This window comes from Escherichia sp. MAL-1 (assembly GCF_052948035.1).
Map to the genome: position 1 here is coordinate 4,615,890 of NZ_CM129609.1, position 24,540 is coordinate 4,640,429.

Sequence of the window (24,540 nt, forward strand, 5' to 3'; positions counted from 1 at the left end):
ATTCACCTGCTGAGGTACGTTTCGGAAATAAAAAAGGCACCCGAAGGTGCCTGAGGTAAGGTGCTGAATCGCTTAACGATCGACTATCACAGAAGATTAATCCAGCGTTGGATTCATGTGCCGTAGATCGTATGGCGTGATCTGGTAGACGTAATAGTTGAGCCAGTTGGTAAACAGTAAATTACCGTGACTACGCCAGCTCGCTCGCGGTGTATTTTGCGGATCATTGTGCGGGAAATAGTTATACGGTACATCCGGGTCTAGTCCGGCTTCCACATCGCGGAAAAATTCCTGCGCCAGCGTTTGCGCATCATATTCGGGATGGCCCGTCACAAAGGCAATGCGCTTATCTTTACTGGCAAACAGATATGCATCCCCTTCTTCCGTCTCTGCCAGAATTTCCAGATCGGTGTAATCACGAATCAACGCTGCCGGAAAGTCAGCATAGCGCGAATGCGGTGCCAGGAATGAATCATCAAAGCCACGCGTCAGAAGCGCATGAGGATGGAGAATATGATGCTCGTAAACGCCAGAGAGTTTGTCGGTGCGAGTTTGCTTAGGAATGCCGTAGAGGATATTGAGCGCGGCCTGTACCGCCCAGCAGACAAACAGCGTCGAGGTGACGTGATCTTTCGACCACTCCAGCACCTGTTTGATCTGCGTCCAGTAAGTGACATCATTAAACTCCACCAGGCCCAGCGGCGCACCAGTTACAATCAAACCGTCAAAGTTCTGATCCTGAATATCTTCAAAGTTACAGTAGAAGTTGTTCAGATGCTCTGCGGGCGTGTTGCGCGATTCACGGGAATCGATGCGCAACAGCTGAATATCGACCTGCAAAGGTGAGTTTGAAAGCAGGCGCAGAAACTGATTTTCAGTTTCAATCTTCTTCGGCATCAGGTTAAGGATCAGAACCTTAAGTGGACGAATTTCCTGACCAGACGCACGAGAAGTTGTCATCACAAAGACGTTTTCTTCACGCAAGAAATTGACGGCGGGTAGCTCGTCCGGCACACGAATCGGCATAACCTGATTACCTCACTACATACGCTTATACGTTTAGACATCCAGATAGCTGAAGATAACCAGAAAATTTGCCAATGTCGAGCCTGCATGTTGAAGGTGAGAAAGTTTCAAGGAAAAGACTACGTTATAATATAAGAATGACTAAAAGGAGAGAAAATGGTTATTAGTATTCGCCGCTCACGGCATGAGGAAGGGGAGGAACTCGTTGCGATTTGGTGTCGTTCTGTCGATGCCACTCACGATTTTCTATCAGCAGAGTATCGGACCGAGCTGGAGGACCTAGTTCGTTCCTTCCTGCCGGAAGCGCCGTTGTGGGTCGCGGTTAATGAGCGGGATCAGCCGGTTGGATTTATGTTGCTAAGTGGGCAGCATATGGATGCGCTGTTTATCGATCCTGATGTGCACGGCTGCGGCGTAGGTCGGGTGCTGGTGGAGCATGCGCTCTCGATGGCACCGGAACTGACAACCAACGTTAATGAGCAAAATGAGCAGGCGGTTGGGTTCTATAAGAAGGTGGGTTTTAAGGTTACGGGACGCTCTGAGGTGGACGATTTGGGGAAACCGTATCCGTTGCTGAATCTGGCGTATGTGGGGGAATAAGCCGCCCCCTATCGTGCTATCGTGCCTGCGTAAGCTGGATAAGACGCGCCAGCGTCGCATCCGGCATTTTTTTCTGCGCCAATGCAAAAAGGCCATCCTGACGGATGGCCTTTCGCTTTATTTGATGCCTGGCAGTTTATGGCGGGCGTCCTGCCCGCCACCCTCCGGGCCGTTGCTTCGCAACGTTCAAATCCGCTCCCGGCGGATTTGTCCTACTCAGGAGAGCGTTCACCGACAAACAACAGATAAAACAAAAGGCCCAGTCTTTCGACTGAGCCTTTTGTTTTATTTGATGCCTGGCAGTTCCCTACTCTCGCATGGGGAGACCCCACACTACCATCGGCGCTACGGCGTTTCACTTCTGAGTTCGGCATGGGGTCAGGTGGGACCACCGCGCTAAGGCCGCCAGGCAAATTCTGTTTTATCAGACCGCTTCTGCGTTCTGATTTAATCTGTATCAGGCTGAAAATCTTCTCTCATCCGCCAAAACATCTTCGGCGTTGTAAGGTTAAGCCTCACGGTTCATTAGTACCGGTTAGCTCAACGCATCGCTGCGCTTACACACCCGGCCTATCAACGTCGTCGTCTTCAACGTTCCTTCAGGACTCTCAAGGAGTCAGGGAGAACTCATCTCGGGGCAAGTTTCGTGCTTAGATGCTTTCAGCACTTATCTCTTCCGCATTTAGCTACCGGGCAGTGCCATTGGCATGACAACCCGAACACCAGTGATGCGTCCACTCCGGTCCTCTCGTACTAGGAGCAGCCCCCCTCAGTTCTCCAGCGCCCACGGCAGATAGGGACCGAACTGTCTCACGACGTTCTAAACCCAGCTCGCGTACCACTTTAAATGGCGAACAGCCATACCCTTGGGACCTACTTCAGCCCCAGGATGTGATGAGCCGACATCGAGGTGCCAAACACCGCCGTCGATATGAACTCTTGGGCGGTATCAGCCTGTTATCCCCGGAGTACCTTTTATCCGTTGAGCGATGGCCCTTCCATTCAGAACCACCGGATCACTATGACCTGCTTTCGCACCTGCTCGCGCCGTCACGCTCGCAGTCAAGCTGGCTTATGCCATTGCACTAACCTCCTGATGTCCGACCAGGATTAGCCAACCTTCGTGCTCCTCCGTTACTCTTTAGGAGGAGACCGCCCCAGTCAAACTACCCACCAGACACTGTCCGCAACCCGGATTACGGGTCAACGTTAGAACATCAAACATTAAAGGGTGGTATTTCAAGGTCGGCTCCATGCAGACTGGCGTCCACACTTCAAAGCCTCCCACCTATCCTACACATCAAGGCTCAATGTTCAGTGTCAAGCTATAGTAAAGGTTCACGGGGTCTTTCCGTCTTGCCGCGGGTACACTGCATCTTCACAGCGAGTTCAATTTCACTGAGTCTCGGGTGGAGACAGCCTGGCCATCATTACGCCATTCGTGCAGGTCGGAACTTACCCGACAAGGAATTTCGCTACCTTAGGACCGTTATAGTTACGGCCGCCGTTTACCGGGGCTTCGATCAAGAGCTTCGCTTGCGCTAACCCCATCAATTAACCTTCCGGCACCGGGCAGGCGTCACACCGTATACGTCCACTTTCGTGTTTGCACAGTGCTGTGTTTTTAATAAACAGTTGCAGCCAGCTGGTATCTTCGACTGATTTCAGCTCCACGAGCAAGTCGCTTCACCTACATATCAGCGTGCCTTCTCCCGAAGTTACGGCACCATTTTGCCTAGTTCCTTCACCCGAGTTCTCTCAAGCGCCTTGGTATTCTCTACCTGACCACCTGTGTCGGTTTGGGGTACGATTTGATGTTACCTGATGCTTAGAGGCTTTTCCTGGAAGCAGGGCATTTGTTGCTTCAGCACCGTAGTGCCTCGTCATCACGCCTCAGCCTTGATTTTCCGGATTTGCCTGGAAAACCAGCCTACACGCTTAAACCGGGACAACCGTCGCCCGGCCAACATAGCCTTCTCCGTCCCCCCTTCGCAGTAACACCAAGTACAGGAATATTAACCTGTTTCCCATCGACTACGCCTTTCGGCCTCGCCTTAGGGGTCGACTCACCCTGCCCCGATTAACGTTGGACAGGAACCCTTGGTCTTCCGGCGAGCGGGCTTTTCACCCGCTTTATCGTTACTTATGTCAGCATTCGCACTTCTGATACCTCCAGCATACCTCACAGTACACCTTCACAGGCTTACAGAACGCTCCCCTACCCAACAACGCATAAGCGTCGCTGCCGCAGCTTCGGTGCATGGTTTAGCCCCGTTACATCTTCCGCGCAGGCCGACTCGACCAGTGAGCTATTACGCTTTCTTTAAATGATGGCTGCTTCTAAGCCAACATCCTGGCTGTCTGGGCCTTCCCACATCGTTTCCCACTTAACCATGACTTTGGGACCTTAGCTGGCGGTCTGGGTTGTTTCCCTCTTCACGACGGACGTTAGCACCCGCCGTGTGTCTCCCGTGATAACATTCTCCGGTATTCGCAGTTTGCATCGGGTTGGTAAGTCGGGATGACCCCCTTGCCGAAACAGTGCTCTACCCCCGGAGATGAATTCACGAGGCGCTACCTAAATAGCTTTCGGGGAGAACCAGCTATCTCCCGGTTTGATTGGCCTTTCACCCCCAGCCACAAGTCATCCGCTAATTTTTCAACATTAGTCGGTTCGGTCCTCCAGTTAGTGTTACCCAACCTTCAACCTGCCCATGGCTAGATCACCGGGTTTCGGGTCTATACCCTGCAACTTAACGCCCAGTTAAGACTCGGTTTCCCTTCGGCTCCCCTATTCGGTTAACCTTGCTACAGAATATAAGTCGCTGACCCATTATACAAAAGGTACGCAGTCACACGCCTAAGCATGCTCCCACTGCTTGTACGTACACGGTTTCAGGTTCTTTTTCACTCCCCTCGCCGGGGTTCTTTTCGCCTTTCCCTCACGGTACTGGTTCACTATCGGTCAGTCAGGAGTATTTAGCCTTGGAGGATGGTCCCCCCATATTCAGACAGGATACCACGTGTCCCGCCCTACTCATCGAGCTCACAATATGTGCATTTTTGTGTACGGGGCTGTCACCCTGTATCGCGCGCCTTTCCAGACGCTTCCACTAACACACACACTGATTCAGGCTCTGGGCTCCTCCCCGTTCGCTCGCCGCTACTGGGGGAATCTCGGTTGATTTCTTTTCCTCGGGGTACTTAGATGTTTCAGTTCCCCCGGTTCGCCTCATTAACCTATGGATTCAGTTAATGATAGTGTGTCGAAACACACTGGGTTTCCCCATTCGGAAATCGCCGGTTATAACGGTTCATATCACCTTACCGACGCTTATCGCAGATTAGCACGTCCTTCATCGCCTCTGACTGCCAGGGCATCCACCGTGTACGCTTAGTCGCTTAACCTCACAACCCGAAGATGTTTCTTTCGATTCATCATCGTGTTGCGAAAATTTGAGAGACTCACGAACAACTTTCGTTGTTCAGTGTTTCAATTTTCAGCTTGATCCAGATTTTTAAAGAGCAAATATCTCAAACATCACCCGAAGATGAGTTTTGAGATATTAAGGCAGGTGACTTTCACTCACAAACCAGCAAGTGGCGTCCCCTAGGGGATTCGAACCCCTGTTACCGCCGTGAAAGGGCGGTGTCCTGGGCCTCTAGACGAAGGGGACACGAAAATTGCTTATCACGCGTTGCGTGATATTTTCGTGTAGGGTGAGCTTTCATTAATAGAAAGCGAACGGCCTTATTCTCTTCAGCCTCACTCCCAACGCGTAAACGCCTTGCTATTCACTTTTCATCAGACAATCTGTGTGAGCACTTCAAAGAACGCTTCTTTAAGGTAAGGAGGTGATCCAACCGCAGGTTCCCCTACGGTTACCTTGTTACGACTTCACCCCAGTCATGAATCACAAAGTGGTAAGCGCCCTCCCGAAGGTTAAGCTACCTACTTCTTTTGCAACCCACTCCCATGGTGTGACGGGCGGTGTGTACAAGGCCCGGGAACGTATTCACCGTGGCATTCTGATCCACGATTACTAGCGATTCCGACTTCATGGAGTCGAGTTGCAGACTCCAATCCGGACTACGACGCACTTTATGAGGTCCGCTTGCTCTCGCGAGGTCGCTTCTCTTTGTATGCGCCATTGTAGCACGTGTGTAGCCCTGGTCGTAAGGGCCATGATGACTTGACGTCATCCCCACCTTCCTCCAGTTTATCACTGGCAGTCTCCTTTGAGTTCCCGGCCGGACCGCTGGCAACAAAGGATAAGGGTTGCGCTCGTTGCGGGACTTAACCCAACATTTCACAACACGAGCTGACGACAGCCATGCAGCACCTGTCTCACAGTTCCCGAAGGCACCAATCCATCTCTGGAAAGTTCTGTGGATGTCAAGACCAGGTAAGGTTCTTCGCGTTGCATCGAATTAAACCACATGCTCCACCGCTTGTGCGGGCCCCCGTCAATTCATTTGAGTTTTAACCTTGCGGCCGTACTCCCCAGGCGGTCGACTTAACGCGTTAGCTCCGGAAGCCACGCCTCAAGGGCACAACCTCCAAGTCGACATCGTTTACGGCGTGGACTACCAGGGTATCTAATCCTGTTTGCTCCCCACGCTTTCGCACCTGAGCGTCAGTCTTCGTCCAGGGGGCCGCCTTCGCCACCGGTATTCCTCCAGATCTCTACGCATTTCACCGCTACACCTGGAATTCTACCCCCCTCTACGAGACTCAAGCTTGCCAGTATCAGATGCAGTTCCCAGGTTGAGCCCGGGGATTTCACATCTGACTTAACAAACCGCCTGCGTGCGCTTTACGCCCAGTAATTCCGATTAACGCTTGCACCCTCCGTATTACCGCGGCTGCTGGCACGGAGTTAGCCGGTGCTTCTTCTGCGGGTAACGTCAATGAGCAAAGGTATTAACTTTACTCCCTTCCTCCCCGCTGAAAGTACTTTACAACCCGAAGGCCTTCTTCATACACGCGGCATGGCTGCATCAGGCTTGCGCCCATTGTGCAATATTCCCCACTGCTGCCTCCCGTAGGAGTCTGGACCGTGTCTCAGTTCCAGTGTGGCTGGTCATCCTCTCAGACCAGCTAGGGATCGTCGCCTAGGTGAGCCGTTACCCCACCTACTAGCTAATCCCATCTGGGCACATCCGATGGCAAGAGGCCCGAAGGTCCCCCTCTTTGGTCTTGCGACGTTATGCGGTATTAGCTACCGTTTCCAGTAGTTATCCCCCTCCATCAGGCAGTTTCCCAGACATTACTCACCCGTCCGCCACTCGTCAGCGAAGCAGCAAGCTGCTTCCTGTTACCGTTCGACTTGCATGTGTTAGGCCTGCCGCCAGCGTTCAATCTGAGCCATGATCAAACTCTTCAATTTAAAAGTTTGATGCTCAAAGAATTAAACTTCGTAATGAATTACGTGTTCACTCTTGAGACTTGGTATTCATTTTTCGTCTTGCGACGTTAAGAATCCGTATCTTCGAGTGCCCACACAGATTGTCTGATAAATTGTTAAAGAGCAGTTGCGACGCGGCTTTCAGCTCACTGTCGCGAGGTGGCGTATATTACGCTTTCCTCTTTCAGAGTCAACCCTGAATTTCAGGACTTTTCTCTTCAACCGAACCGGCTGTTTGTGTGAAGTGATTCACATCCGCCGTGTCGATGGAGGCGCATTATAGGGAGTTCTCCGCAGGCCGCAATAGAAAAATTGCAGAAAAATAACTGACTGCTGCATTCCCCAGCAAAACCCCGCTTTATACCTTTTTACGCACAGAGTTATCCACAATCATCAATGTAATTTCTGTATTTTTCCCACGGTAACCACTGTCAAAATTGTGATCACCATTGAAAGAGAAAAATTCGCGAGCGTTGCGCAAACGTTTTCGTTACAATGCGGGCGAAAAATAAGGATGCCCCGTTAGGGGCGTTAGCTGAGTTTTTCGCGAAAAATTCAGCTAACGCTCTCTGTAATAGTCAAATCCAGGGGATTTACCATGCAACAACGTCGTCCAGTCCGCCGCGCTCTGCTCAGTGTTTCTGACAAAGCCGGTATCGTCGAATTCGCCCAGGCACTTTCCGCACGCGGTGTGGAGCTGCTGTCTACAGGGGGCACTGCCCGTCTGTTAGCAGAAAAAGGTCTGCCGGTAACCGAAGTTTCCGATTACACCGGTTTCCCGGAGATGATGGATGGACGCGTGAAGACCCTGCATCCGAAAGTACATGGTGGCATTCTGGGCCGTCGCGGCCAGGACGATGCCATTATGGAAGAACATCAGATCCAGCCTATCGATATGGTGGTTGTTAACCTGTATCCGTTCGCCCAGACCGTGGCCCGTGAAGGTTGCTCGCTGGAAGATGCGGTTGAGAACATCGATATCGGCGGCCCAACGATGGTGCGCTCCGCCGCCAAGAACCATAAAGATGTCGCAATCGTGGTGAAGAGCAGCGACTATGACGCCATTATTAAAGAGATGGATGACAACGAAGGATCGCTGACGCTTGCAACCCGTTTCGACCTCGCCATCAAAGCCTTCGAACACACTGCCGCCTACGACAGCATGATTGCCAACTACTTCGGCAGCATGGTTCCGGCTTACCACGGTGAAAGCAAAGAAGCCGCCGGTCGCTTCCCACGCACGCTGAACCTGAACTTCATTAAGAAGCTGGATATGCGTTACGGCGAGAACAGCCACCAGCAGGCTGCCTTCTATATAGAAGAGAATGTGAAAGAAGCCTCCGTTGCTACCGCAACCCAGGTTCAGGGTAAAGCCCTCTCTTATAACAACATCGCCGATACCGATGCGGCGCTGGAGTGCGTGAAAGAGTTCGCCGAGCCGGCATGTGTGATTGTGAAGCACGCCAACCCTTGCGGCGTGGCTATCGGCAATTCCATTCTTGATGCTTACGATCGCGCGTACAAAACCGACCCAACCTCCGCATTCGGCGGCATCATTGCCTTTAACCGCGAGCTGGATGCGGAAACCGCACAGGCCATCATTTCTCGTCAGTTTGTCGAAGTGATTATTGCGCCGTCCGCCAGCGAAGAAGCCCTGAAAATCACCGCCGCCAAACAGAACGTACGCGTTCTGACCTGCGGTCAGTGGGGCGAGCGTGTTCCGGGCCTCGATTTCAAACGCGTGAACGGCGGTCTGCTGGTTCAGGATCGTGACCTGGGGATGGTCGGTGCGGAAGAACTGCGCGTGGTGACCAAACGTCAGCCGAGCGAACAGGAACTGCGTGATGCGCTGTTCTGCTGGAAGGTGGCGAAGTTTGTGAAATCCAACGCTATCGTCTATGCCAAAAACAATATGACTATCGGCATTGGCGCGGGCCAGATGAGCCGCGTGTACTCCGCAAAAATCGCCGGTATTAAAGCGGCCGATGAAGGCCTGGAAGTGAAAGGTTCCTCGATGGCTTCTGACGCGTTCTTCCCGTTCCGCGACGGTATTGATGCCGCCGCCGCTGCGGGCGTGACCTGCGTAATCCAGCCTGGCGGTTCTATCCGTGATGACGAAGTGATTGCCGCCGCCGACGAGCACGGTATTGCGATGCTCTTCACCGACATGCGCCACTTCCGCCATTAATGGAGCAATAGATGAAAGTATTAGTGATTGGTAACGGCGGGCGCGAGCACGCGCTGGCCTGGAAAGCGGCGCAGTCGCCGCTGGTTGAAACTGTTTTTGTTGCTCCGGGTAATGCAGGCACTGCGCTGGAACCCGCGCTACAGAACGTCGCTATCGGCGTAACCGATATCCCGGCGCTGTTGGATTTCGCACAAAACGAAAAGATTGATCTGACCATCGTCGGCCCGGAAGCGCCGCTGGTGAAAGGCGTGGTCGATACCTTCCGCGCCGCCGGGCTGAAAATCTTCGGCCCAACCGCAGGTGCGGCCCAACTGGAAGGCTCAAAAGCGTTTACCAAAGATTTCCTGGCCCGCCATAAGATCCCTACGGCGGAATACCAGAACTTCACCGAGGTAGAACCTGCGCTGGCGTATCTGCGTGAGAAAGGCGCGCCAATCGTCATTAAAGCGGACGGTCTGGCTGCCGGGAAAGGCGTTATCGTGGCGATGACGCTGGAAGAAGCGGAAGCGGCTGTTCACGATATGCTGGCGGGCAACGCTTTTGGCGACGCGGGTCATCGCATCGTTATCGAAGAGTTCCTCGATGGCGAAGAAGCGAGCTTTATCGTGATGGTGGACGGAGAGCATGTGCTGCCGATGGCTACCAGCCAGGATCACAAACGCGTAGGCGATAAAGATACCGGACCAAACACCGGCGGGATGGGCGCTTACTCCCCCGCGCCGGTAGTAACCGATGAAGTTCATCAGCGCACCATGGAACGTATCATCTGGCCAACCGTGAAAGGCATGGCGGCGGAAGGCAACACCTACACCGGTTTTCTCTACGCGGGCCTGATGATCGACAAACAGGGCAATCCGAAGGTTATCGAATTTAACTGCCGCTTTGGCGATCCGGAAACCCAGCCGATTATGCTGCGCATGAAGTCCGATCTGGTTGAGCTCTGCCTGGCAGCCTGTGAAGGGAAGCTGGACGAGAAAACATCCGAGTGGGATGAACGCGCTTCTCTCGGCGTGGTGATGGCTGCGGGTGGATATCCGGGCGATTACCGCACCGGTGATGTGATCCACGGCCTGCCGCTGGAAGAAGTGGAAGACGGCAAAGTGTTCCATGCAGGCACAAAACTGGCGGATGACGAGCAGGTAGTGACCAGCGGCGGGCGCGTACTGTGCGTCACCGCGCTGGGTCATACCGTGGCAGAAGCGCAGAAACGCGCTTATGCCTTAATGACCGATATTCACTGGGACGACTGCTTCTGCCGGAAAGATATCGGCTGGCGCGCCATCGAACGCGAGCAGAACTAACGCGACAGTTTTGCCAATAGCGTTTTGCGCGTGATCCCTAACTGACGGGCGGCTTCGGTTTTGTTGCCGCCCGTTTTCTCCAGCGCCGCCAGAATCACCTCTTTTTCCACTTCCACCAACGGCTGAATATCCTGACTTTGTCCCAGCGGGATCGGCGTACTGGCAATCGCCAGCGGCAGCTCGCGTTCGGAAATATATTCCCCGGTCAGCAGCACCACTGCCCGTTCCACCGCGTTTTCCAGCTCACGAATATTTCCCGGCCAGTCGTAATGAATCAACAGATCCATCGCCTGGGGCGTAAAACCTTTTACCGCCTTGCGATTACGCTCGGCAAAGCGCTGCAGAAAATGGCCAGCCAGCAGAGGGATATCTTCCCGCCGTTGCCGCAGCGATGGTACTTCAATCGCCACCACATTCAGGCGATAGTAGAGATCCTGGCGAAAACGCCCGGCATTCACCTCTGCGGCAAGATCGCGATGGGTCGCCGCAATCAGCCGGACATCAACCGAGATAGTCTGGTTGCTACCGACACGCTGAACTTCGCGCTCCTGAATCGCACGCAGCAGACGCACCTGCATCATCGGCGAGATATCGCCAATTTCATCGAGAAACAGCGTGCCGCCGTCCGCCTCAACAAAGCGCCCTTCCCGGCGTTTATCGGCTCCAGTAAACGCCCCTTTTTCGTGACCGAACAATTCAGATTCCAGCAAGGATTCGTTGAGTGCCGCACAGTTGAGCGTTACCAGCGGTTTTTCGCTACGTGCGCTACTGGCGTGAATCGCCCTGGCGACCAGCTCTTTACCGGTGCCGGAATCGCCGTGGATCAGCACCGTGGCTTCCGATGGCGCGACGAGGGCGATTTCACTGAGCAGGTGTTGCATCGCCGGGCTTTTACCGACCATACCGAACTGGCTGGCAGTCACCGCAGGTGTTTCAGCATCAATACTGTGCGTATGCGCGAGCGCCTTTTCCAGCGTCGCCTGTAGGTTATCGAAATCCAGCGGCTTGATGAGATAATCCAGCGCCCCGGTTTTCAGTGCCTCTACCGCCGTCTCGACGCTGGAGTATGCGGTCATAATCAGTACCGGAATCGCCGGATTTAACGCTTTGATCTCTTTTAGCGTGGCAATACCGTCCATCTCCGCCATTCGCACATCGCAAAGCACAAGATCAAAAACTCGCTCCCGCACCTGCTCCAGCGCCTGTCGCCCGCTGTTCGCCAGCGCGACGTTATAGCCCCAGCCGCGCAGTAAAGCCTGCAAAATAGTGCAGTGGCTAATGTCATCATCCACCACCAGAATATCGATATTATCGTGCGTCATCCTTGTGGGTCCTTACGCGTAATATTGACCGGAAGACAGAGGGTGAACGTTGCGCCTTTTCCCTCCTGGCTTGCGACCTGAATTGTACCACCGTGTTGTTCAACAATATTATGCACGACCGCCAGCCCCAATCCGGTGCCTTCGGCTTTGGTGGTGAAGTACGGAGTGAAGATGGCTTCAAGCTGACCTGCCGCAATTCCCTTACCGCTGTCGGTAACGCTGATTTTCACGCCCGCGCCGCTTTCGCTGGCCGTCACGCTAATCACACCATGCTGACCAATCGCCTGAATAGCATTGAGATAGAGATTCAACAGGACCTGAGTCAGCCTGTCTGGGTCGGCCTGAATTACCGGTAATGTGTCGTTGGCGGTAAAGCGTAACTGGATCTCCCGGCTGTTTGCATCCTGGCTTACCAGCTGTAATGAGTGGTTAATCAGCGTGTTGAGATCCACCGCCTGCAAAGCCAGATGCGTTGGCTTAACCAGTTCCAGCAACTCGCTTACCACACGGTTTAAACGGTCGGCTTCTTTCGCCATCACCTGCGCCAATTGATGCGCTTCTCCCCCTGCTGGAGCGCGTTCGGCAAAGTATTTCGCCAGCCCTTTAATTGAGGAAAGTGGATTACGGATTTCGTGGGCAACGCCTGCTGCAAGATGCCCCAGTGCCACCAGCTTCTCTTTGCGCTTCATTTCATCCTGCAACAGCTGGCGCGAGCGCAGATAGCGGCGATACCAGAAGAATGACAACACGCTTGCCAGCAAGACCGTCGCCAGGGCGAAGAGGATAATCAGGGTGTTTCTCTGCTCACGATCTTCGGCACTCACAATATTACTGGCGTCGAAAGCGATGAAAATTGCTTGTGGTGTCGCGGCATACTGCTGCATATGGCGCATCCGGTGCATTCCAGCAGCAAACATCGGTTGAAACTGGCGATAAATTTCCAGAACAGGCTCGCCGTCTGCGCTATCGATCCGCCGCCACGCTTCTTCATCTCCCGGATGTAACTGCTGCATTTCCTGCGGGGAATAAAGCTGTTTTCCCACCATGCCGGAGTTGCTATGCATCACGATTGTTCCTTGTTCATCCGTGACCGCAAACCAACGTACTCCAGGCTGCCCGGCCATTTCTTCCAGTAAGGCCTGCTGCTGCGCATGATGCATGCGCATCCCCATGCCGACGCGCGAGCCGGATTCAAGAGCGCGAATAAGTACACTGCCTTTTTCCAGCAGCGTTTGTCTGGCGGCGGCAGTCTCGCGCCCATAATCGCGAATCACCGTCACCGCAAACAGCCCCACCAGCCCAACAATGACCACGGGGAGGATCGCGCTTAACCATTTAGCTAAGGAGTCTTTAGAACGTTGCATAAAACGCATCTTCTTCTTTGCCTGCTCATCCCTTTCTGACAGCAGAAATCATGCCATCTTTTATCAGCGCTTACCCTGCGCTGTAACACAAAGGCTTAAGTTTCAATGAGTAAAAATGACTCGCTACCCGCAGCAGGCGAGTCATTTTTACTCGTTTATCATGCCAGATTACCCGTCATATCAGCGTTTCATCGTTGGCACGGAAGATGCAATACCCGAAGTAAGACAACCATCGGAGGATTAACCATGAAACGGAACACGAAAATTGCCCTGGTAATGATGGCGCTTTCAGCAATGGCGATGGGCTCGACATCTGCATTTGCTCACGGCGGACACGGTATGTGGCAGCAAAATGCCGCGCCTTTGACCAGCGAACAACAGACAGCGTGGCAGAAAATCCATAATGACTTTTACGCTCAAAGCAGCGCACTGCAACAGCAACTGGTGACGAAGCGTTATGAATACAATGCCCTGTTAGCCGCGAACCCACCGGATAGCAGCAAAATTAACGCGGTCGCCAAAGAGATGGAGAATTTGCGTCAGTCGTTAGATGAGTTACGGGTGAAACGAGATATTGCGATGGCTGAAGCGGGTATTCCGCGCGGTACCGGAATGGGTTACGGCGGCTGCGGTGGTGGCGGTCATATGGGTATGGGCCACTGGTAAATCAGAACGTTTTCTCGTTGGGTTGCCAGCGACAGAAATCAGAGTTTGCCACCAACAGTAATTGCGAACCTTCGGGCGCTTCCAGCCATGCCACGCTGACATCAACAGAAGAGCGGCTCTGGCGGCGCTCGATATGCGCTATCGCCTGCGAATCTAAATCAGGTTTAATGGTTTGCCCTTCGCAGGTGGTCACGGTCTGTTCCATCGCATGCCAGCGCCCCTGGCGCAGCACGACTCTCCCCTGACGTAAGGCATCGCTAATCTGGCGGATCTGATCAGCACGATAACGGTATAAATCGATTTGGTCGTTAGAAAGCTGCTGCTTTTCCCCATCGGATTCACGTTGCATAAAGCTCAGATCACCGCGATCGTCAAAACGCGCGCGAATATTCACCGGCGGTTTGCTGTAAACATTGATATTGATGAGCGTGAGGTTATCGCCCTGCCAGCGATACTCTCGCGTCGTGGTATCGCCACTGCGCCACGGGCTAAACACGGCAAGCAGATGCACATTATCGCCGCTGTCTTTTCGCCAGATGCGTACCGCGCCCTGGTCTTCAGCAAATCCACTGGCGGTAAAGGGAGGAAGTGAAGAGTTGTGGCTACAGGCAGTGAGAAACAGCGCACCTGCCAGCATCAATGATCGACGCCAGAAAGACAAAAGGGGTGAAACCACCCCTTCGTTAAAACTGTTCACTGCCACGCAATCTTACTTAACTGCGTCTTTCAGTGCCTTGCCAGAAACAAATGCCGGTACGTTAGCTGCGGCAATTTTGATTTCTTTACCGGTCTGCGGGTTGCGGCCAGTACGCTCAGCGCGGTGGTTCACTTTGAAGGTACCGAAACCAACCAGTTGTACAGCATCGCCTTCTTTCAGAGACTCAGTAATTGCAGCCAGAGTGGACTCCAGAGCAGCTTTAGCCTGGGTTTTGGACAGTTCTGCTTTCTCTGCAATTACATCAATCAGTTGAGTCTTGTTCATAAGTTATCCTTACAATGTGTTTATCGCTTGCTAAGCATCGAGTGCGACGGAAATGCCAGAATAGCACTCTCCTGCATACACGCACCGATAGCCACTTTTTTTCGCCCCCCAAATGTAGACCAGACGGGGGGCGAAAGGGAAGACTCCAGGTACGACAAATCAGGCGTTAAATCACGTTTTCTGGTCTTATTGCTGAAAAATTATACCAATATTGCTCTCACCCGCCTCACGCAGGTCTGCCCTAAGGCCTTTTATCAGCTCGATATCGCGTTCTTCGCACTCAGCTAAAAGTCGGAATATTTCCCACTGAATGTCCCATTCTTGCTCTACAGCTGGGTTTTCTTTAAGCTCTTCATCGCTCATTTCGCGACCAGCCTGAGTCATTTCCAGCATCGCAACGGTCGTGATGGAGGTCTTACTCACTTCCACCGCGTGTTCGAGCGTTTCACCACTCAAACGCGAATGGACCAGTTCACTTAACGCCACGCATGCATCGATTGCCGGATAAACGCCGTACAGATCGAAATCGTCGGCTGAAGGAATCGCTTCTTCAAATTTCTCCAGTTGGCTGTCGAAATTTACTTTTGCGTCTTTAACGGTCAGCGTTTCCCAGATGAGATCGAGAATGCGACGGTAAATTTGCCCATCACCAAAACCGGTTTGCTGGCAGAACATGGCGTAATTGGGGTACATGCGTTCGCATAAGCAAGCCATGAAAGTGACATGCTGCCAGCTTTCCAGGCGCTCCAGACGCAGATGAATTGGGTTTTGTAACATGTTGAGTTCTCAAATACGGAAATTATCCGCAGTTTACCTGAATTAGGGCTGATTTGCTGTATAGCGCACGAACGCCGGACGTTCCGAGGCCACCGCGTCCGCCCAGCGCGTTGGCTCCGGCAGACGATAGCCTTTCATGCAGCGTTGTACCCACGCCAGCGCGCTGTCCACGCTGACCCGATGGCCGGTAGCGATAAACAACGGGTTACAGCGCGCTTTGCTGCGCCAGACCCAGGCCAGCTGCTCGCCTTTATCCATCAGTGGGGCCAGCGCGCCCGGTTCGCTGGAGAGCGGTTCGAATTTACCGCAGAGCCGTTTTTTCGCCACGCCAATGGTCGGCACATCCACCAATAAGCCAAAATGGCTGGCGACGCCAAGACGGCGAGGATGCGAGATCCCATGACCATCGACAAACACTAAATCCGGCTTTTGCGACAGCATCTCCCACGCTGCCAGCAGCGCAGGATATTCGCGGAAGGAAAGAAAACCTGGAATGTAAGGCATGGTGGTGGCGATGCGGGCAACTTTATACTCCACCAGCTCAAGCGAGGGATATTTCAGCAGCACCATCGCCGCTCGCGTCACTTCTCCGCCCTGCTCAAACCCGACATCGGCTCCGGCGATCAGATCCGGTGGATCTTTATCGAGTCGATCCTCGCGGATCACAGAAGAAGCCAGTTCGATTTGTTGAGCGCGTAATGACGCGAGATCCATAATCACTCCTTAGCGGTGATATTGTTCAGACAGTCGATGCACTGCCTCCACGAACACGCCAGCATGTTCTGGCGGCACATCCTGATGGATGCCGTGACCAAGGTTAAAGACATGACCTTCGCCGTGACCGAAACCTGCAAGTATAGTCGCTACTTCTTCTTCAATGCGGGCAGGCGGCGCGTACAGCATCGACGGATCCATATTACCCTGCAACGCGACTTTATTGCCCACACGGCGGCGCGCATCGGCGATATCCGTTGTCCAGTCGAGGCCCAACGCATCGCAACCGGTTTCTGCCATCGCTTCCAGCCACTGTCCGCCGCCTTTGGTAAACAGCGTGACCGGTACGCGGCGACCGTCGTTTTCACGCAGTAAACCATCAACAATTTTATGCATGTAATAGAGCGAGAACTGTTGATAATCGCGCCCGGTAAGCACACCGCCCCAGGTGTCGAAAATCATCACTGCCTGAGCACCGGCTTTAATCTGCGCATTCAGATACAAAGTGACGCTTTTCGCCAGTTTATCGAGTAGAGCGTGCAGCGCCTGCGGATCGGCATACATCATTTTTTTGATCACGGTGAACGCTTTGCTGCTGCCGCCTTCCACCATGTAGGTCGCCAGCGTCCACGGGCTGCCGGAAAAACCAATCAGCGGCACTTCGCCTTTCAGTTCGCGACGAATGGTACGCACCGCGTTCATCACGTAACCCAGCTCATCTTCCGGGTCCGGAATTGGCAGTTTATCGACGTCGGCTTTGCAGGTGACTGGCGAGGTAAAACGCGGACCTTCTCCGGCTTCAAAATAGAGCCCTAACCCCATCGCGTCCGGCACGGTGAGGATATCGGAAAAGAGGATCGCCGCATCCAGCGGGTAGCGACGCAGCGGTTGCAAAGTCACTTCGCACGCCAGCTCGGCGTTTTTGCACAGCGACATAAAATCGCCCGCCTGGGCGCGCGTGGCTTTATATTCCGGTAGATAGCGACCCGCCTGGCGCATCATCCATACTGGAGTGACATCAACGGGCTGGCGCAGCAGCGCCCGCAGATAACGATCGTTTTTAAGTTCGGTCATTTTGGCTGTTCCTTAGTGCGTCAGGCGGTCAGTGTATCATCACTCATACTCTGCCCGACACATCGCCACAGTATCTTCTATCAGACGGCGCGCTACGGTGCCGGGCGGCGGGAGTAACGGCAAATCGTCATAGCGATACCAGTTCGCCTCAAGCAATTCTTTCGGGTCGATCACGATGTCGCCGCTGTCATATTCCGCCATAAACGCGGTCATTAAAGACTGAGGAAACGGCCACGGCTGGGAAGTCACATAACGCAAGTTTTTAACTTTAATTCCGCTCTCTTCCATCACTTCCCGCGCGACCGCCTGCTCGAGGGTTTCGCCCACTTCGACGAATCCGGCAAGTACCGTATGGACACCGTTACGATGGCGGGTATGCTGGGCGAGGAGGATCGAATCATCGCGACGGATGGCAACAATAATGCAGGGGGCGATTTGCGGGTAGTAACGCTCACGGCAATGGCTGCACAGCATCGCCCATTCGGTTTTGCTCGGATACATTTCATGCCCGCAGTAACCACAGTATTTATGCGATCGGTAAAACTCCGCCAGTTGTACGCCTCGTCCGGCCAGTTGAAACAGCCCAACATCGAGATCAATGACCTGACGTACCGACCCCATATCGTGACGCCGCTGCTGTTGTACTAACCAAACAGGTTCCCCCTGCCATTCGCCGATTTGTAGTGCGCGCTGACCCACAAGATCGAAATTTGCCGCTTCGCCATATGGCAATTCTCCCTTCGGCAACCATAATTTTTGTTCATGGCTGACGACCCACCAGCCGTGATCTAATTTTTCAATTATACGATCCATAGCTCTTGCACTACCTTTGCATCACTGGCATGTTTAACATGGTTTTTACATTTCTCACTGAGCAGTTTTTGAATACAAACTTGCGGAGTCAATCATGCTTAACCAGCTCGATAACCTGACGGAGCGCGTCAGAGGAAGTAACAAACTGGTTGATCGCTGGCTACATGTACGTAAGCATCTGCTCGTGGCTTACTACAATCTGGTTGGCATTAAGCCTGGCAAAGAATCGTACATGAGGCTAAACGAAAAAGCCCTTGATGATTTTTGTCAGAGCCTGGTCGATTACTTGTCTGCCGGACATTTCAGTATTTATGAGCGCATTCTTCATAAGCTGGAAGGCAACGGGCAACTCGCGCGCGCCGCGAAGATTTGGCCGCAACTCGAAGCCAATACCCAACAGATTATGGATTACTACGATTCCAGCCTGGAAACCGCCATCGATCATGATAATTACCTTGAGTTTCAACAGGTTTTATCTGACATCGGCGAGGCGCTGGAAGCGCGCTTTGTGCTGGAAGATAAGCTGATTCTGCTGGTGCTTGACGCCGCCCGCGTCAAACATCCTGCTTGAGTTCTGCGCTGTTAACGCGTAATTTACATTCAACGCCCCGTTTGTGGGGGCTAATTTCTTGTCGGAGTGCCTTAACTGGCTGAGACCGTTTATTCGGGATCCGCGGAACCTGATCAGGCTAATACCTGCGAAGGGAACAAGAGTTAATCTGCTATCGCATCGCCTTTGCGGCGATCGTCTCTTGCTTCATCCGTCGTCTGACAAGCCACGTCCTTAACTTTTTGGAATGAGCTATGTCTGCAACAAAACTGACCCGCCGCGAACAGCGCGCCCAGGCCCAACATTTTATCGACACCCTGGAAGGCACCGCCTTTCCCAACTCAAAACGCATTTATATCACTGGCACACAACCCGGCGTGCGCGTGCCGATGCGTGAGATCCAGCTTAGCCCGACGCTAATTGGCGGCAGCAAAGAACAGCCGCAGTACGAAGAAAACGAAGCGATTCCGGCCTACGACACCTCCGGCCCGTATGGCGATCCGCAGATTGCCATTAACGTGCAGCAAGGGCTGGCAAAACTACGCCAGCCATGGATCGATGCGCGCGGCGATACCGAAGAACTTACCGTGCGCAGTTCCGATTACACTAAAGCGCGGCTGGCAGATGATGGCCTCGACGAGCTACGTTTTAGCGGCTTATTAACGCCAAAACGCGCCAAAACAGGACGCCGCGTCACCCAACTGCACTACGCCCGCCAGGGCATCATCACACCGGAAATGGAATTCATCGCCATCCGCGAGAATATGGGCCGCGAGCGCATCCGTAGCGAAGTTTTACGCCACCAGCATCCGGGAATGAGCTTTGGCGCACGTCTGCCGGAAAATATCACTGCGGAATTTGTCCGTGATGAAGTTGCTGCCGGACGTGCGATTATCCCGGCCAACATTAATCATCCGGAATCGGAGCCGATGATTATTGGCCGTAACTTCCTGGTAAAAGTTAACGCCAATATCGGCAACTCAGCGGTCACCTCTTCCATCGAAGAAGAAGTGGAAAAGCTGGTATGGTCCACCCGCTGGGGAGCGGATACGGTGATGGATCTCTCCACCGGTCGCTATATTCACGAAACCCGCGAGTGGATTTTGCGTAACAGCCCGGTGCCGATCGGTACAGTGCCGATCTACCAAGCGCTGGAGAAGGTTAACGGGATCGCCGAAGATCTTACCTGGGAAGCGTTCCGCGACACGCTGCTGGAACAGGCCGAGCAAGGTGTGGATTACTTCACTATCCATGCGGGCGTACTGCTGCGCTATGTGCCGATGACCGCGAAACGCCTGACCGGTATCGTCTCTCGCGGCGGTTCGATTATGGCGAAATGGTGCCTCTCCCATCATCAGGAAAATTTCCTCTATCAACACTTCCGCGAAATTTGTGAAATCTGTGCCGCTTATGACGTTTCGCTGTCGCTGGGCGACGGTCTGCGCCCCGGTTCTATTCAGGACGCCAACGATGAAGCGCAGTTTGCCGAGCTGCATACGCTGGGCGAACTGACCAAAATTGCCTGGGAATATGACGTGCAGGTGATGATTGAAGGCCCAGGCCACGTGCCGATGCAGATGATCCGCCGCAATATGACCGAGGAGTTAGAGCACTGCCACGAAGCGCCGTTTTACACTCTGGGGCCGCTAACTACCGATATTGCGCCGGGCTATGACCACTTCACGTCGGGGATTGGTGCGGCGATGATTGGCTGGTTTGGCTGCGCGATGCTCTGTTACGTAACGCCAAAAGAGCATCTGGGTCTGCCCAATAAAGAAGATGTTAAGCAGGGGCTTATCACCTATAAGATTGCCGCCCACGCCGCTGACCTGGCGAAAGGGCATCCGGGCGCGCAAATTCGCGATAACGCCATGTCGAAAGCCCGCTTCGAATTTCGCTGGGAAGACCAGTTTAATCTGGCCCTCGACCCGTTTACCGCCCGCGCTTATCACGATGAAACCCTGCCGCAAGAGTCAGGTAAAGTCGCCCATTTTTGCTCCATGTGTGGGCCGAAATTCTGCTCGATGAAAATCAGCCAGGAAGTGCGTGATTACGCCGCCACGCAAACTATTGAAATGGGAATGGCGGATATGTCGGAGAACTTCCGTGCCAGAGGCGGAGAAATCTACCTGCGTAAGGAGGAAGCGTGATGTATCAGCCTGATTTTCCTCCTGTACCTTTTCGTTCAGGACTGTACCCGGTGGTGGACAGTGTACAGTGGATCGAACGTCTGTTGGATGCAGGCGTACGTACTCTCCAGCTACGCATCAAAGATCGGCGCGATGAAGAGGTGGAAGCCGATGTCGTGGCGGCAATTGCGCTGGGCCGCCGCTATAACGCGCGATTGTTTATCAACGATTACTGGCGGCTGGCGATCAAGCATCAGGCGTATGGCGTCCATTTGGGGCAGGAAGATTTGCAAGCCACCGATCTCAATGCCATCCGCGCGGCAGGCCTGCGGCTGGGCGTTTCGACACATGACGATATGGAAATCGACGTCGCGCTGGCAGCACGCCCCTCTTATATCGCGCTGGGACATGTGTTCCCGACGCAAACCAAACAGATGCCTTCTGCACCGCAGGGGCTGGAACAGCTGGCACGGCATGTTGAGCGACTGGCGGATTATCCCACCGTGGCGATTGGCGGTATCAGTCTGGCACGCGCGCCTGCGGTGATAGCAACGGGTGTCGGCAGTATCGCCGTCGTCAGCGCCATTACTCAAGCCGCAGACTGGCGTTTGGCAACGGCACAGTTGCTGGAAATTGCAGGAGTTGGCGATGAATGACCGTGACTTTATGCGTTATAGCCGCCAAATCCTGCTCGACGATATCGCTCTGGACGGGCAGCAAAAACTGCTCGACAGCCAGGTGCTGATTATCGGTCTGGGCGGGCTGGGTACACCTGCTGCGCTGTACCTGGCGGGCGCTGGCGTCGGGACGCTGGTACTGGCAGATGACGACGATGTGCATTTAAGCAATCTGCAACGACAAATCCTCTTTACCACTGAAGATATCGATCGCCCGAAATCGCAGGTCAGCCAACAGCGACTGACACAGTTGAATCCCGACATTCAACTGACAGCATTACAACAACGGTTAACGGGTGAGGCGTTAAAAGATGCGGTTGCACGGGCCGATGTGGTGCTCGACTGTACCGACAATATGGCGACTCGCCAGGAGATTAATGCCGCCTGCGTGGCACTCAACACGCCGCTTATCACCGCCAGCGCGGTCGGATTTGGCGGTCAGTTGATGGTACTGACGCCGCCCTGGGAGCAGGGGTGTTACCGCTGCCTGTGGCCAGATAACCAGGAGCCAGAACGCAACTGCCGCACGGCGGGCGTGGTTGGCCCGGTGGTCGGGGTTATGGGCACTTTGCAGGCACTGGAAGCCATTAAGTTATTAAGCGGTATAGAGACACCTGCGGGAGAACTCCGACTGTTCGACGGTAAATCCAGCCAGTGGCGCAGCCTGGCGTTGCGCCGCGCCAGTGGTTGCCCGGTATGCGGAGGAAGCAATGCAGATCCTGTTTAACGATCAAGCGATGCAGTGCGCCGCCGGGCAAACTGTTCACGAACTACTGGAGCAACTCGACCAACGACAAGCGGGCGCGGCTCTGGCGATTAATCAGCAAATCGTCCCGCGTGAGCAGTGGGCGCAACATATCGTGCAGGATGGCGACCAGATCCTGCTTTTTCAGGTTATTGCAGGGGGTTGAAATGTTACGTATTGCGGACAAAACGTTTGATTCACATCTGTTTACCGGCACAGGGAAATTCGCTTCTTCACAACTGATGGTGGAGGCGATCCGCGCTTCCGGCAGCCAGCTGGTGACACTGGCGATGAAACGTGTCGACTTGCGCCAGCACAACGACGCTATCCTCGAACCGCTTATCGCGGCGGGTGTGACCCTGCTGCCAAATACATCCGGGGCGAAAACAGCGGAAGAAGCCATTTTCGCCGCCCATCTGGCTCGTGAAGCGTTAGGCACAAACTGGTTAAAATTAGAGATTCACCCTGACGCCCGCTGGCTGTTGCCCGATCCCATCGAAACCCTGAAAGCCGCCGAAACGCTGGTACAACAGGGATTTGTCGTGCTGCCTTACTGCGGGGCCGATCCGGTATTGTGTAAACGTCTGGAAGAAGTCGGCTGTGCAGCGGTGATGCCGCTCGGCGCGCCGATTGGCTCGAATCAGGGACTGGAAACCCGCGCCATGCTGGAGATTATTATCCAGCAGGCCACAGTGCCGGTGGTTGTCGATGCTGGCATCGGCGTTCCCAGCCATGCCGCGCAGGCGCTGGAAATGGGGGCCGACGCGGTGTTAGTGAATACGGCGATTGCCGTCGCGGACGATCCCGTCAACATGGCGAAGGCATTTCGTCTGGCGGTAGAAGCAGGCCTACTGGCACGTCAGTCCGGACCGGGCAGCCGCAGTTATTTTGCTCATGCCACCAGCCCGCTGACCGGATTTCTGGAGGCATCGGCATGAAAACCTTCAGCGATCGCTGGCGACAACTGGACTGGGACGACATCCGCCTGCGTATCAACGGCAAAACGGCTGCTGACGTAGAGCGGGCGCTAAATGCCTCGCAACTCACCCGCGACGACATGATGGCGCTGTTATCGCCTGCCGCCAGTGGCTATCTGGAACAACTGGCCCAACGGGCGCAGCGTCTGACCCGTCAGCGATTTGGCAACACAGTTAGTTTCTACGTCCCGCTTTATCTTTCCAATCTTTGCGCTAACGACTGCACGTACTGTGGATTTTCCATGAGTAATCGCATCAAGCGCAAAACGCTGGATGAAGCGGATATTGCCAGGGAAAGTGCCGCTATACGGGAGATGGGCTTTGAACATCTGCTGTTAGTCACTGGTGAACATCAGGCGAAAGTGGGGATGGATTACTTTCGTCGTCATCTCCCTGCCCTTCGTGAACAGTTCTCTTCACTACAGATGGAAGTGCAACCGCTGGCGGAGACGGAATACGCCGAGTTAAAGCAACTTGGTCTGGATGGCGTGATGGTTTATCAGGAGACATATCACGAGGCGACTTATGCCCGCCATCATCTGAAAGGCAAAAAACAGGACTTCTTCTGGCGGCTGGAAACGCCGGATCGGCTGGGGCGTGCGGGGATTGATAAGATAGGCCTCGGCGCGCTAATTGGCCTTTCCGACAACTGGCGCGTTGACAGCTATATGGTTGCCGAACATTTGCTATGGCTGCAACAGCATTACTGGCAAAGCCGTTACTCTGTCTCCTTTCCGCGCCTGCGCCCGTGTACTGGCGGCATTGAGCCTGCGTCGATTATGGATGAACGCCAGTTAGTGCAAACCATCTGCGCCTTCCGACTGCTTGCACCGGAGATTGAACTGTCACTCTCCACGCGGGAATCACCGTGGTTTCGCGATCGCGTTATTCCGCTGGCGATCAATAACGTCAGCGCCTTCTCGAAAACGCAGCCAGGTGGCTATGCCGATAATCACCCCGAGTTGGAACAGTTCTCACCGCACGACGATCGCAGACCGGAAGCGGTTGCTGCCGCGTTAACCGCTCAGGGTTTGCAGCCGGTATGGAAAGACTGGGACAGCTATCTGGGACGCGCCTCGCAAAGACTATGAGACGGAATGTAAGAACGTAAATTTATTCCGAGCCGCTACGGAAGATGAAAAACGCAAGGTTGTTGAAAGCGTTGTGTTTTTTTATGGTAGTGCCGTCAGCAGGAATGTTGTCCAGGGCGAAAAGCTTCTTCCTCGT

The 24,540-nt window shown here is 53.9% G+C and carries 20 protein-coding genes, 1 tRNA gene, 3 rRNA genes and 1 riboswitch; of the genes, 11 read left to right on the plus strand and 13 right to left on the minus strand.

Annotation, left to right across the window (positions count from 1 at the left end; translation table 11 throughout):
* Positions 1 to 96: 96 nt before the first annotated feature.
* Positions 97 to 1,026 carry a homoserine O-succinyltransferase MetA gene (gene metA / locus ACU8XX_RS23030; RefSeq protein ID WP_446908381.1) on the minus strand — a complete coding sequence of 310 codons (930 nt, stop codon included), beginning with the start codon at positions 1,024 to 1,026 and terminating at the stop codon, positions 97 to 99.
* 156 nt (positions 1,027 to 1,182) lie between these two features.
* Between metA and ACU8XX_RS23035 the strand changes: the two genes are divergently transcribed.
* On the plus strand, positions 1,183 to 1,626 hold the full coding sequence (locus ACU8XX_RS23035) for an acetyltransferase (RefSeq protein WP_097466716.1): 444 nt from the start codon (positions 1,183 to 1,185) through the stop codon (positions 1,624 to 1,626).
* A gap of 294 nt (positions 1,627 to 1,920) precedes the next feature.
* On the opposite strand, the gene rrf is transcribed toward ACU8XX_RS23035, so the two are convergent.
* The 4 genes from rrf to ACU8XX_RS23055 all read right to left on the minus strand — a co-directional run bounded on the left by rrf (position 1,921) and on the right by ACU8XX_RS23055 (position 7,016).
* Positions 1,921 to 2,036: ribosomal RNA gene (rrf, locus tag ACU8XX_RS23040) — 5S ribosomal RNA — on the minus strand.
* 94 nt (positions 2,037 to 2,130) lie between these two features.
* Positions 2,131 to 5,034: ribosomal RNA gene (locus ACU8XX_RS23045) — 23S ribosomal RNA — on the minus strand.
* 193 nt (positions 5,035 to 5,227) lie between these two features.
* A tRNA-Glu gene (locus ACU8XX_RS23050) sits at positions 5,228 to 5,303 on the minus strand.
* A gap of 171 nt (positions 5,304 to 5,474) precedes the next feature.
* Positions 5,475 to 7,016: ribosomal RNA gene (locus tag ACU8XX_RS23055) — 16S ribosomal RNA — on the minus strand.
* The 16S, 23S and 5S rRNA genes sit together here with 1 tRNA gene alongside, the layout of an rRNA operon.
* A gap of 616 nt (positions 7,017 to 7,632) precedes the next feature.
* Between ACU8XX_RS23055 and purH the strand changes: the two genes are divergently transcribed.
* Positions 7,633 to 9,222 (plus strand): bifunctional phosphoribosylaminoimidazolecarboxamide formyltransferase/IMP cyclohydrolase, encoded by a 1,590-nt coding sequence (purH, locus tag ACU8XX_RS23060; RefSeq protein ID WP_001187559.1) that lies wholly within the window; start codon positions 7,633 to 7,635, stop codon positions 9,220 to 9,222.
* Between the two features lie 11 nt (positions 9,223 to 9,233).
* On the plus strand, positions 9,234 to 10,523 hold the full coding sequence (purD, locus tag ACU8XX_RS23065; protein WP_000866812.1) for a phosphoribosylamine--glycine ligase: 1,290 nt from the start codon (positions 9,234 to 9,236) through the stop codon (positions 10,521 to 10,523).
* On the opposite strand, the gene zraR is transcribed toward purD, so the two are convergent.
* Together zraR and zraS are read right to left on the minus strand one after the other, a co-directional pair.
* Entirely contained in the window at positions 10,520 to 11,845 is a 1,326-nt protein-coding gene (gene zraR, locus ACU8XX_RS23070; RefSeq protein ID WP_000148551.1) for a sigma-54-dependent response regulator transcription factor ZraR, read from the minus strand. The two genes, purD and zraR, sit on opposite strands and share 4 nt — an antisense overlap.
* Entirely contained in the window at positions 11,842 to 13,218 is a 1,377-nt protein-coding gene (gene zraS, locus ACU8XX_RS23075; protein ID WP_001211923.1) for a two-component system sensor histidine kinase ZraS, read from the minus strand. The genes zraR and zraS overlap by 4 nt, the downstream gene beginning before the upstream one ends.
* 237 nt (positions 13,219 to 13,455) lie before the next feature.
* Here zraS and zraP point away from each other — a divergent pair, with 237 nt between their 5' ends.
* Positions 13,456 to 13,875 (plus strand): zinc resistance sensor/chaperone ZraP, encoded by a 420-nt coding sequence (gene zraP, locus ACU8XX_RS23080; protein ID WP_001296714.1) that lies wholly within the window; start codon positions 13,456 to 13,458, stop codon positions 13,873 to 13,875.
* Between the two features lies 1 nt (position 13,876).
* Here zraP and ACU8XX_RS23085 read toward each other — a convergent pair whose 3' ends face one another.
* The 6 genes from ACU8XX_RS23085 to nudC all read right to left on the minus strand — a co-directional run bounded on the left by ACU8XX_RS23085 (position 13,877) and on the right by nudC (position 18,235).
* On the minus strand, positions 13,877 to 14,572 hold the full coding sequence (locus tag ACU8XX_RS23085; protein WP_001300651.1) for a DUF1481 domain-containing protein: 696 nt from the start codon (positions 14,570 to 14,572) through the stop codon (positions 13,877 to 13,879).
* 12 nt (positions 14,573 to 14,584) lie between these two features.
* Entirely contained in the window at positions 14,585 to 14,857 is a 273-nt protein-coding gene (gene hupA / locus ACU8XX_RS23090) for a nucleoid-associated protein HU-alpha (protein ID WP_001044513.1), read from the minus strand.
* A 186-nt stretch (positions 14,858 to 15,043) separates the two neighbouring features.
* Positions 15,044 to 15,634 (minus strand): YjaG family protein, encoded by a 591-nt coding sequence (locus ACU8XX_RS23095; protein WP_000940106.1) that lies wholly within the window; start codon positions 15,632 to 15,634, stop codon positions 15,044 to 15,046.
* 42 nt (positions 15,635 to 15,676) lie between these two features.
* Positions 15,677 to 16,348: a deoxyribonuclease V gene (gene nfi / locus ACU8XX_RS23100; RefSeq protein ID WP_000362388.1), complete on the minus strand. Its 672-nt coding sequence runs from the start codon at positions 16,346 to 16,348 to the stop codon at positions 15,677 to 15,679.
* 9 nt (positions 16,349 to 16,357) lie between these two features.
* Positions 16,358 to 17,422: a uroporphyrinogen decarboxylase gene (hemE, locus tag ACU8XX_RS23105; RefSeq protein WP_000137657.1), complete on the minus strand. Its 1,065-nt coding sequence runs from the start codon at positions 17,420 to 17,422 to the stop codon at positions 16,358 to 16,360.
* A 39-nt stretch (positions 17,423 to 17,461) separates the two neighbouring features.
* Entirely contained in the window at positions 17,462 to 18,235 is a 774-nt protein-coding gene (gene nudC / locus ACU8XX_RS23110) for an NAD(+) diphosphatase (RefSeq protein ID WP_000373940.1), read from the minus strand.
* 94 nt (positions 18,236 to 18,329) lie between these two features.
* On the opposite strand from nudC, the gene rsd reads away from it, so the two are divergent.
* The 7 genes from rsd to thiH all read left to right on the plus strand — a co-directional run bounded on the left by rsd (position 18,330) and on the right by thiH (position 24,404).
* On the plus strand, positions 18,330 to 18,806 hold the full coding sequence (gene rsd, locus ACU8XX_RS23115) for a sigma D regulator (protein ID WP_000934302.1): 477 nt from the start codon (positions 18,330 to 18,332) through the stop codon (positions 18,804 to 18,806).
* 52 nt (positions 18,807 to 18,858) lie between these two features.
* Positions 18,859 to 18,959: riboswitch (TPP riboswitch) on the plus strand.
* A gap of 80 nt (positions 18,960 to 19,039) precedes the next feature.
* Complete coding sequence (gene thiC, locus ACU8XX_RS23120) at positions 19,040 to 20,935, plus strand: phosphomethylpyrimidine synthase ThiC (protein WP_001276903.1); 1,896 nt, start codon at positions 19,040 to 19,042, stop codon at positions 20,933 to 20,935.
* The gene (thiE, locus tag ACU8XX_RS23125) at positions 20,935 to 21,570 is read left to right on the plus strand and encodes a thiamine phosphate synthase (protein ID WP_000284615.1); all 636 of its coding nucleotides are present in this window, start codon (positions 20,935 to 20,937) and stop codon (positions 21,568 to 21,570) included. Before thiC ends, thiE begins: the two co-directional genes overlap by 1 nt.
* Positions 21,563 to 22,318, plus strand: coding sequence for a thiazole biosynthesis adenylyltransferase ThiF (gene thiF / locus ACU8XX_RS23130; protein ID WP_000999737.1), 756 nt, complete (start codon positions 21,563 to 21,565; stop codon positions 22,316 to 22,318). The genes thiE and thiF overlap by 8 nt, the downstream gene beginning before the upstream one ends.
* Positions 22,302 to 22,502 carry a sulfur carrier protein ThiS gene (thiS, locus tag ACU8XX_RS23135; RefSeq protein ID WP_001166226.1) on the plus strand — a complete coding sequence of 67 codons (201 nt, stop codon included), beginning with the start codon at positions 22,302 to 22,304 and terminating at the stop codon, positions 22,500 to 22,502. Before thiF ends, thiS begins: the two co-directional genes overlap by 17 nt.
* A 1-nt stretch (position 22,503) precedes the next feature.
* Positions 22,504 to 23,274 carry a thiazole synthase gene (gene thiG, locus ACU8XX_RS23140; protein ID WP_000944104.1) on the plus strand — a complete coding sequence of 257 codons (771 nt, stop codon included), beginning with the start codon at positions 22,504 to 22,506 and terminating at the stop codon, positions 23,272 to 23,274.
* The gene (gene thiH / locus ACU8XX_RS23145; RefSeq protein ID WP_000847447.1) at positions 23,271 to 24,404 is read left to right on the plus strand and encodes a 2-iminoacetate synthase ThiH; all 1,134 of its coding nucleotides are present in this window, start codon (positions 23,271 to 23,273) and stop codon (positions 24,402 to 24,404) included. Before thiG ends, thiH begins: the two co-directional genes overlap by 4 nt.
* The last annotated feature ends 136 nt before the right edge of the window (positions 24,405 to 24,540 follow it).

Excerpts from the sequence above, each read along its gene's own strand:
- hemE (WP_000137657.1), bottom strand. The coding sequence starts at position 17,422 with ATGACCGAACTTAAAAACGATCGTTATCTGCGGGCGCTGCTGCGCCAG.
- nudC (WP_000373940.1), bottom strand. The coding sequence starts at position 18,235 with ATGGATCGTATAATTGAAAAATTAGATCACGGCTGGTGGGTCGTCAGC.
- thiC (WP_001276903.1), top strand. The coding sequence starts at position 19,040 with ATGTCTGCAACAAAACTGACCCGCCGCGAACAGCGCGCCCAGGCCCAA.
- zraR (WP_000148551.1), bottom strand. The coding sequence starts at position 11,845 with ATGACGCACGATAATATCGATATTCTGGTGGTGGATGATGACATTAGC.
- nfi (WP_000362388.1), bottom strand. The coding sequence starts at position 16,348 with ATGGATCTCGCGTCATTACGCGCTCAACAAATCGAACTGGCTTCTTCT.
- purD (WP_000866812.1), top strand. The coding sequence starts at position 9,234 with ATGAAAGTATTAGTGATTGGTAACGGCGGGCGCGAGCACGCGCTGGCC.
- thiE (WP_000284615.1), top strand. The coding sequence starts at position 20,935 with ATGTATCAGCCTGATTTTCCTCCTGTACCTTTTCGTTCAGGACTGTAC.
- thiS (WP_001166226.1), top strand. The coding sequence starts at position 22,302 with ATGCAGATCCTGTTTAACGATCAAGCGATGCAGTGCGCCGCCGGGCAA.
- zraP (WP_001296714.1), top strand. The coding sequence starts at position 13,456 with ATGAAACGGAACACGAAAATTGCCCTGGTAATGATGGCGCTTTCAGCA.
- ACU8XX_RS23035 (WP_097466716.1), top strand. The coding sequence starts at position 1,183 with ATGGTTATTAGTATTCGCCGCTCACGGCATGAGGAAGGGGAGGAACTC.
- thiH (WP_000847447.1), top strand. The coding sequence starts at position 23,271 with ATGAAAACCTTCAGCGATCGCTGGCGACAACTGGACTGGGACGACATC.
- hupA (WP_001044513.1), bottom strand. The coding sequence starts at position 14,857 with ATGAACAAGACTCAACTGATTGATGTAATTGCAGAGAAAGCAGAACTG.
- metA (WP_446908381.1), bottom strand. The coding sequence starts at position 1,026 with ATGCCGATTCGTGTGCCGGACGAGCTACCCGCCGTCAATTTCTTGCGT.
- zraS (WP_001211923.1), bottom strand. The coding sequence starts at position 13,218 with ATGCGTTTTATGCAACGTTCTAAAGACTCCTTAGCTAAATGGTTAAGC.
- purH (WP_001187559.1), top strand. The coding sequence starts at position 7,633 with ATGCAACAACGTCGTCCAGTCCGCCGCGCTCTGCTCAGTGTTTCTGAC.
- ACU8XX_RS23095 (WP_000940106.1), bottom strand. The coding sequence starts at position 15,634 with ATGTTACAAAACCCAATTCATCTGCGTCTGGAGCGCCTGGAAAGCTGG.
- rsd (WP_000934302.1), top strand. The coding sequence starts at position 18,330 with ATGCTTAACCAGCTCGATAACCTGACGGAGCGCGTCAGAGGAAGTAAC.
- thiF (WP_000999737.1), top strand. The coding sequence starts at position 21,563 with ATGAATGACCGTGACTTTATGCGTTATAGCCGCCAAATCCTGCTCGAC.
- thiG (WP_000944104.1), top strand. The coding sequence starts at position 22,504 with ATGTTACGTATTGCGGACAAAACGTTTGATTCACATCTGTTTACCGGC.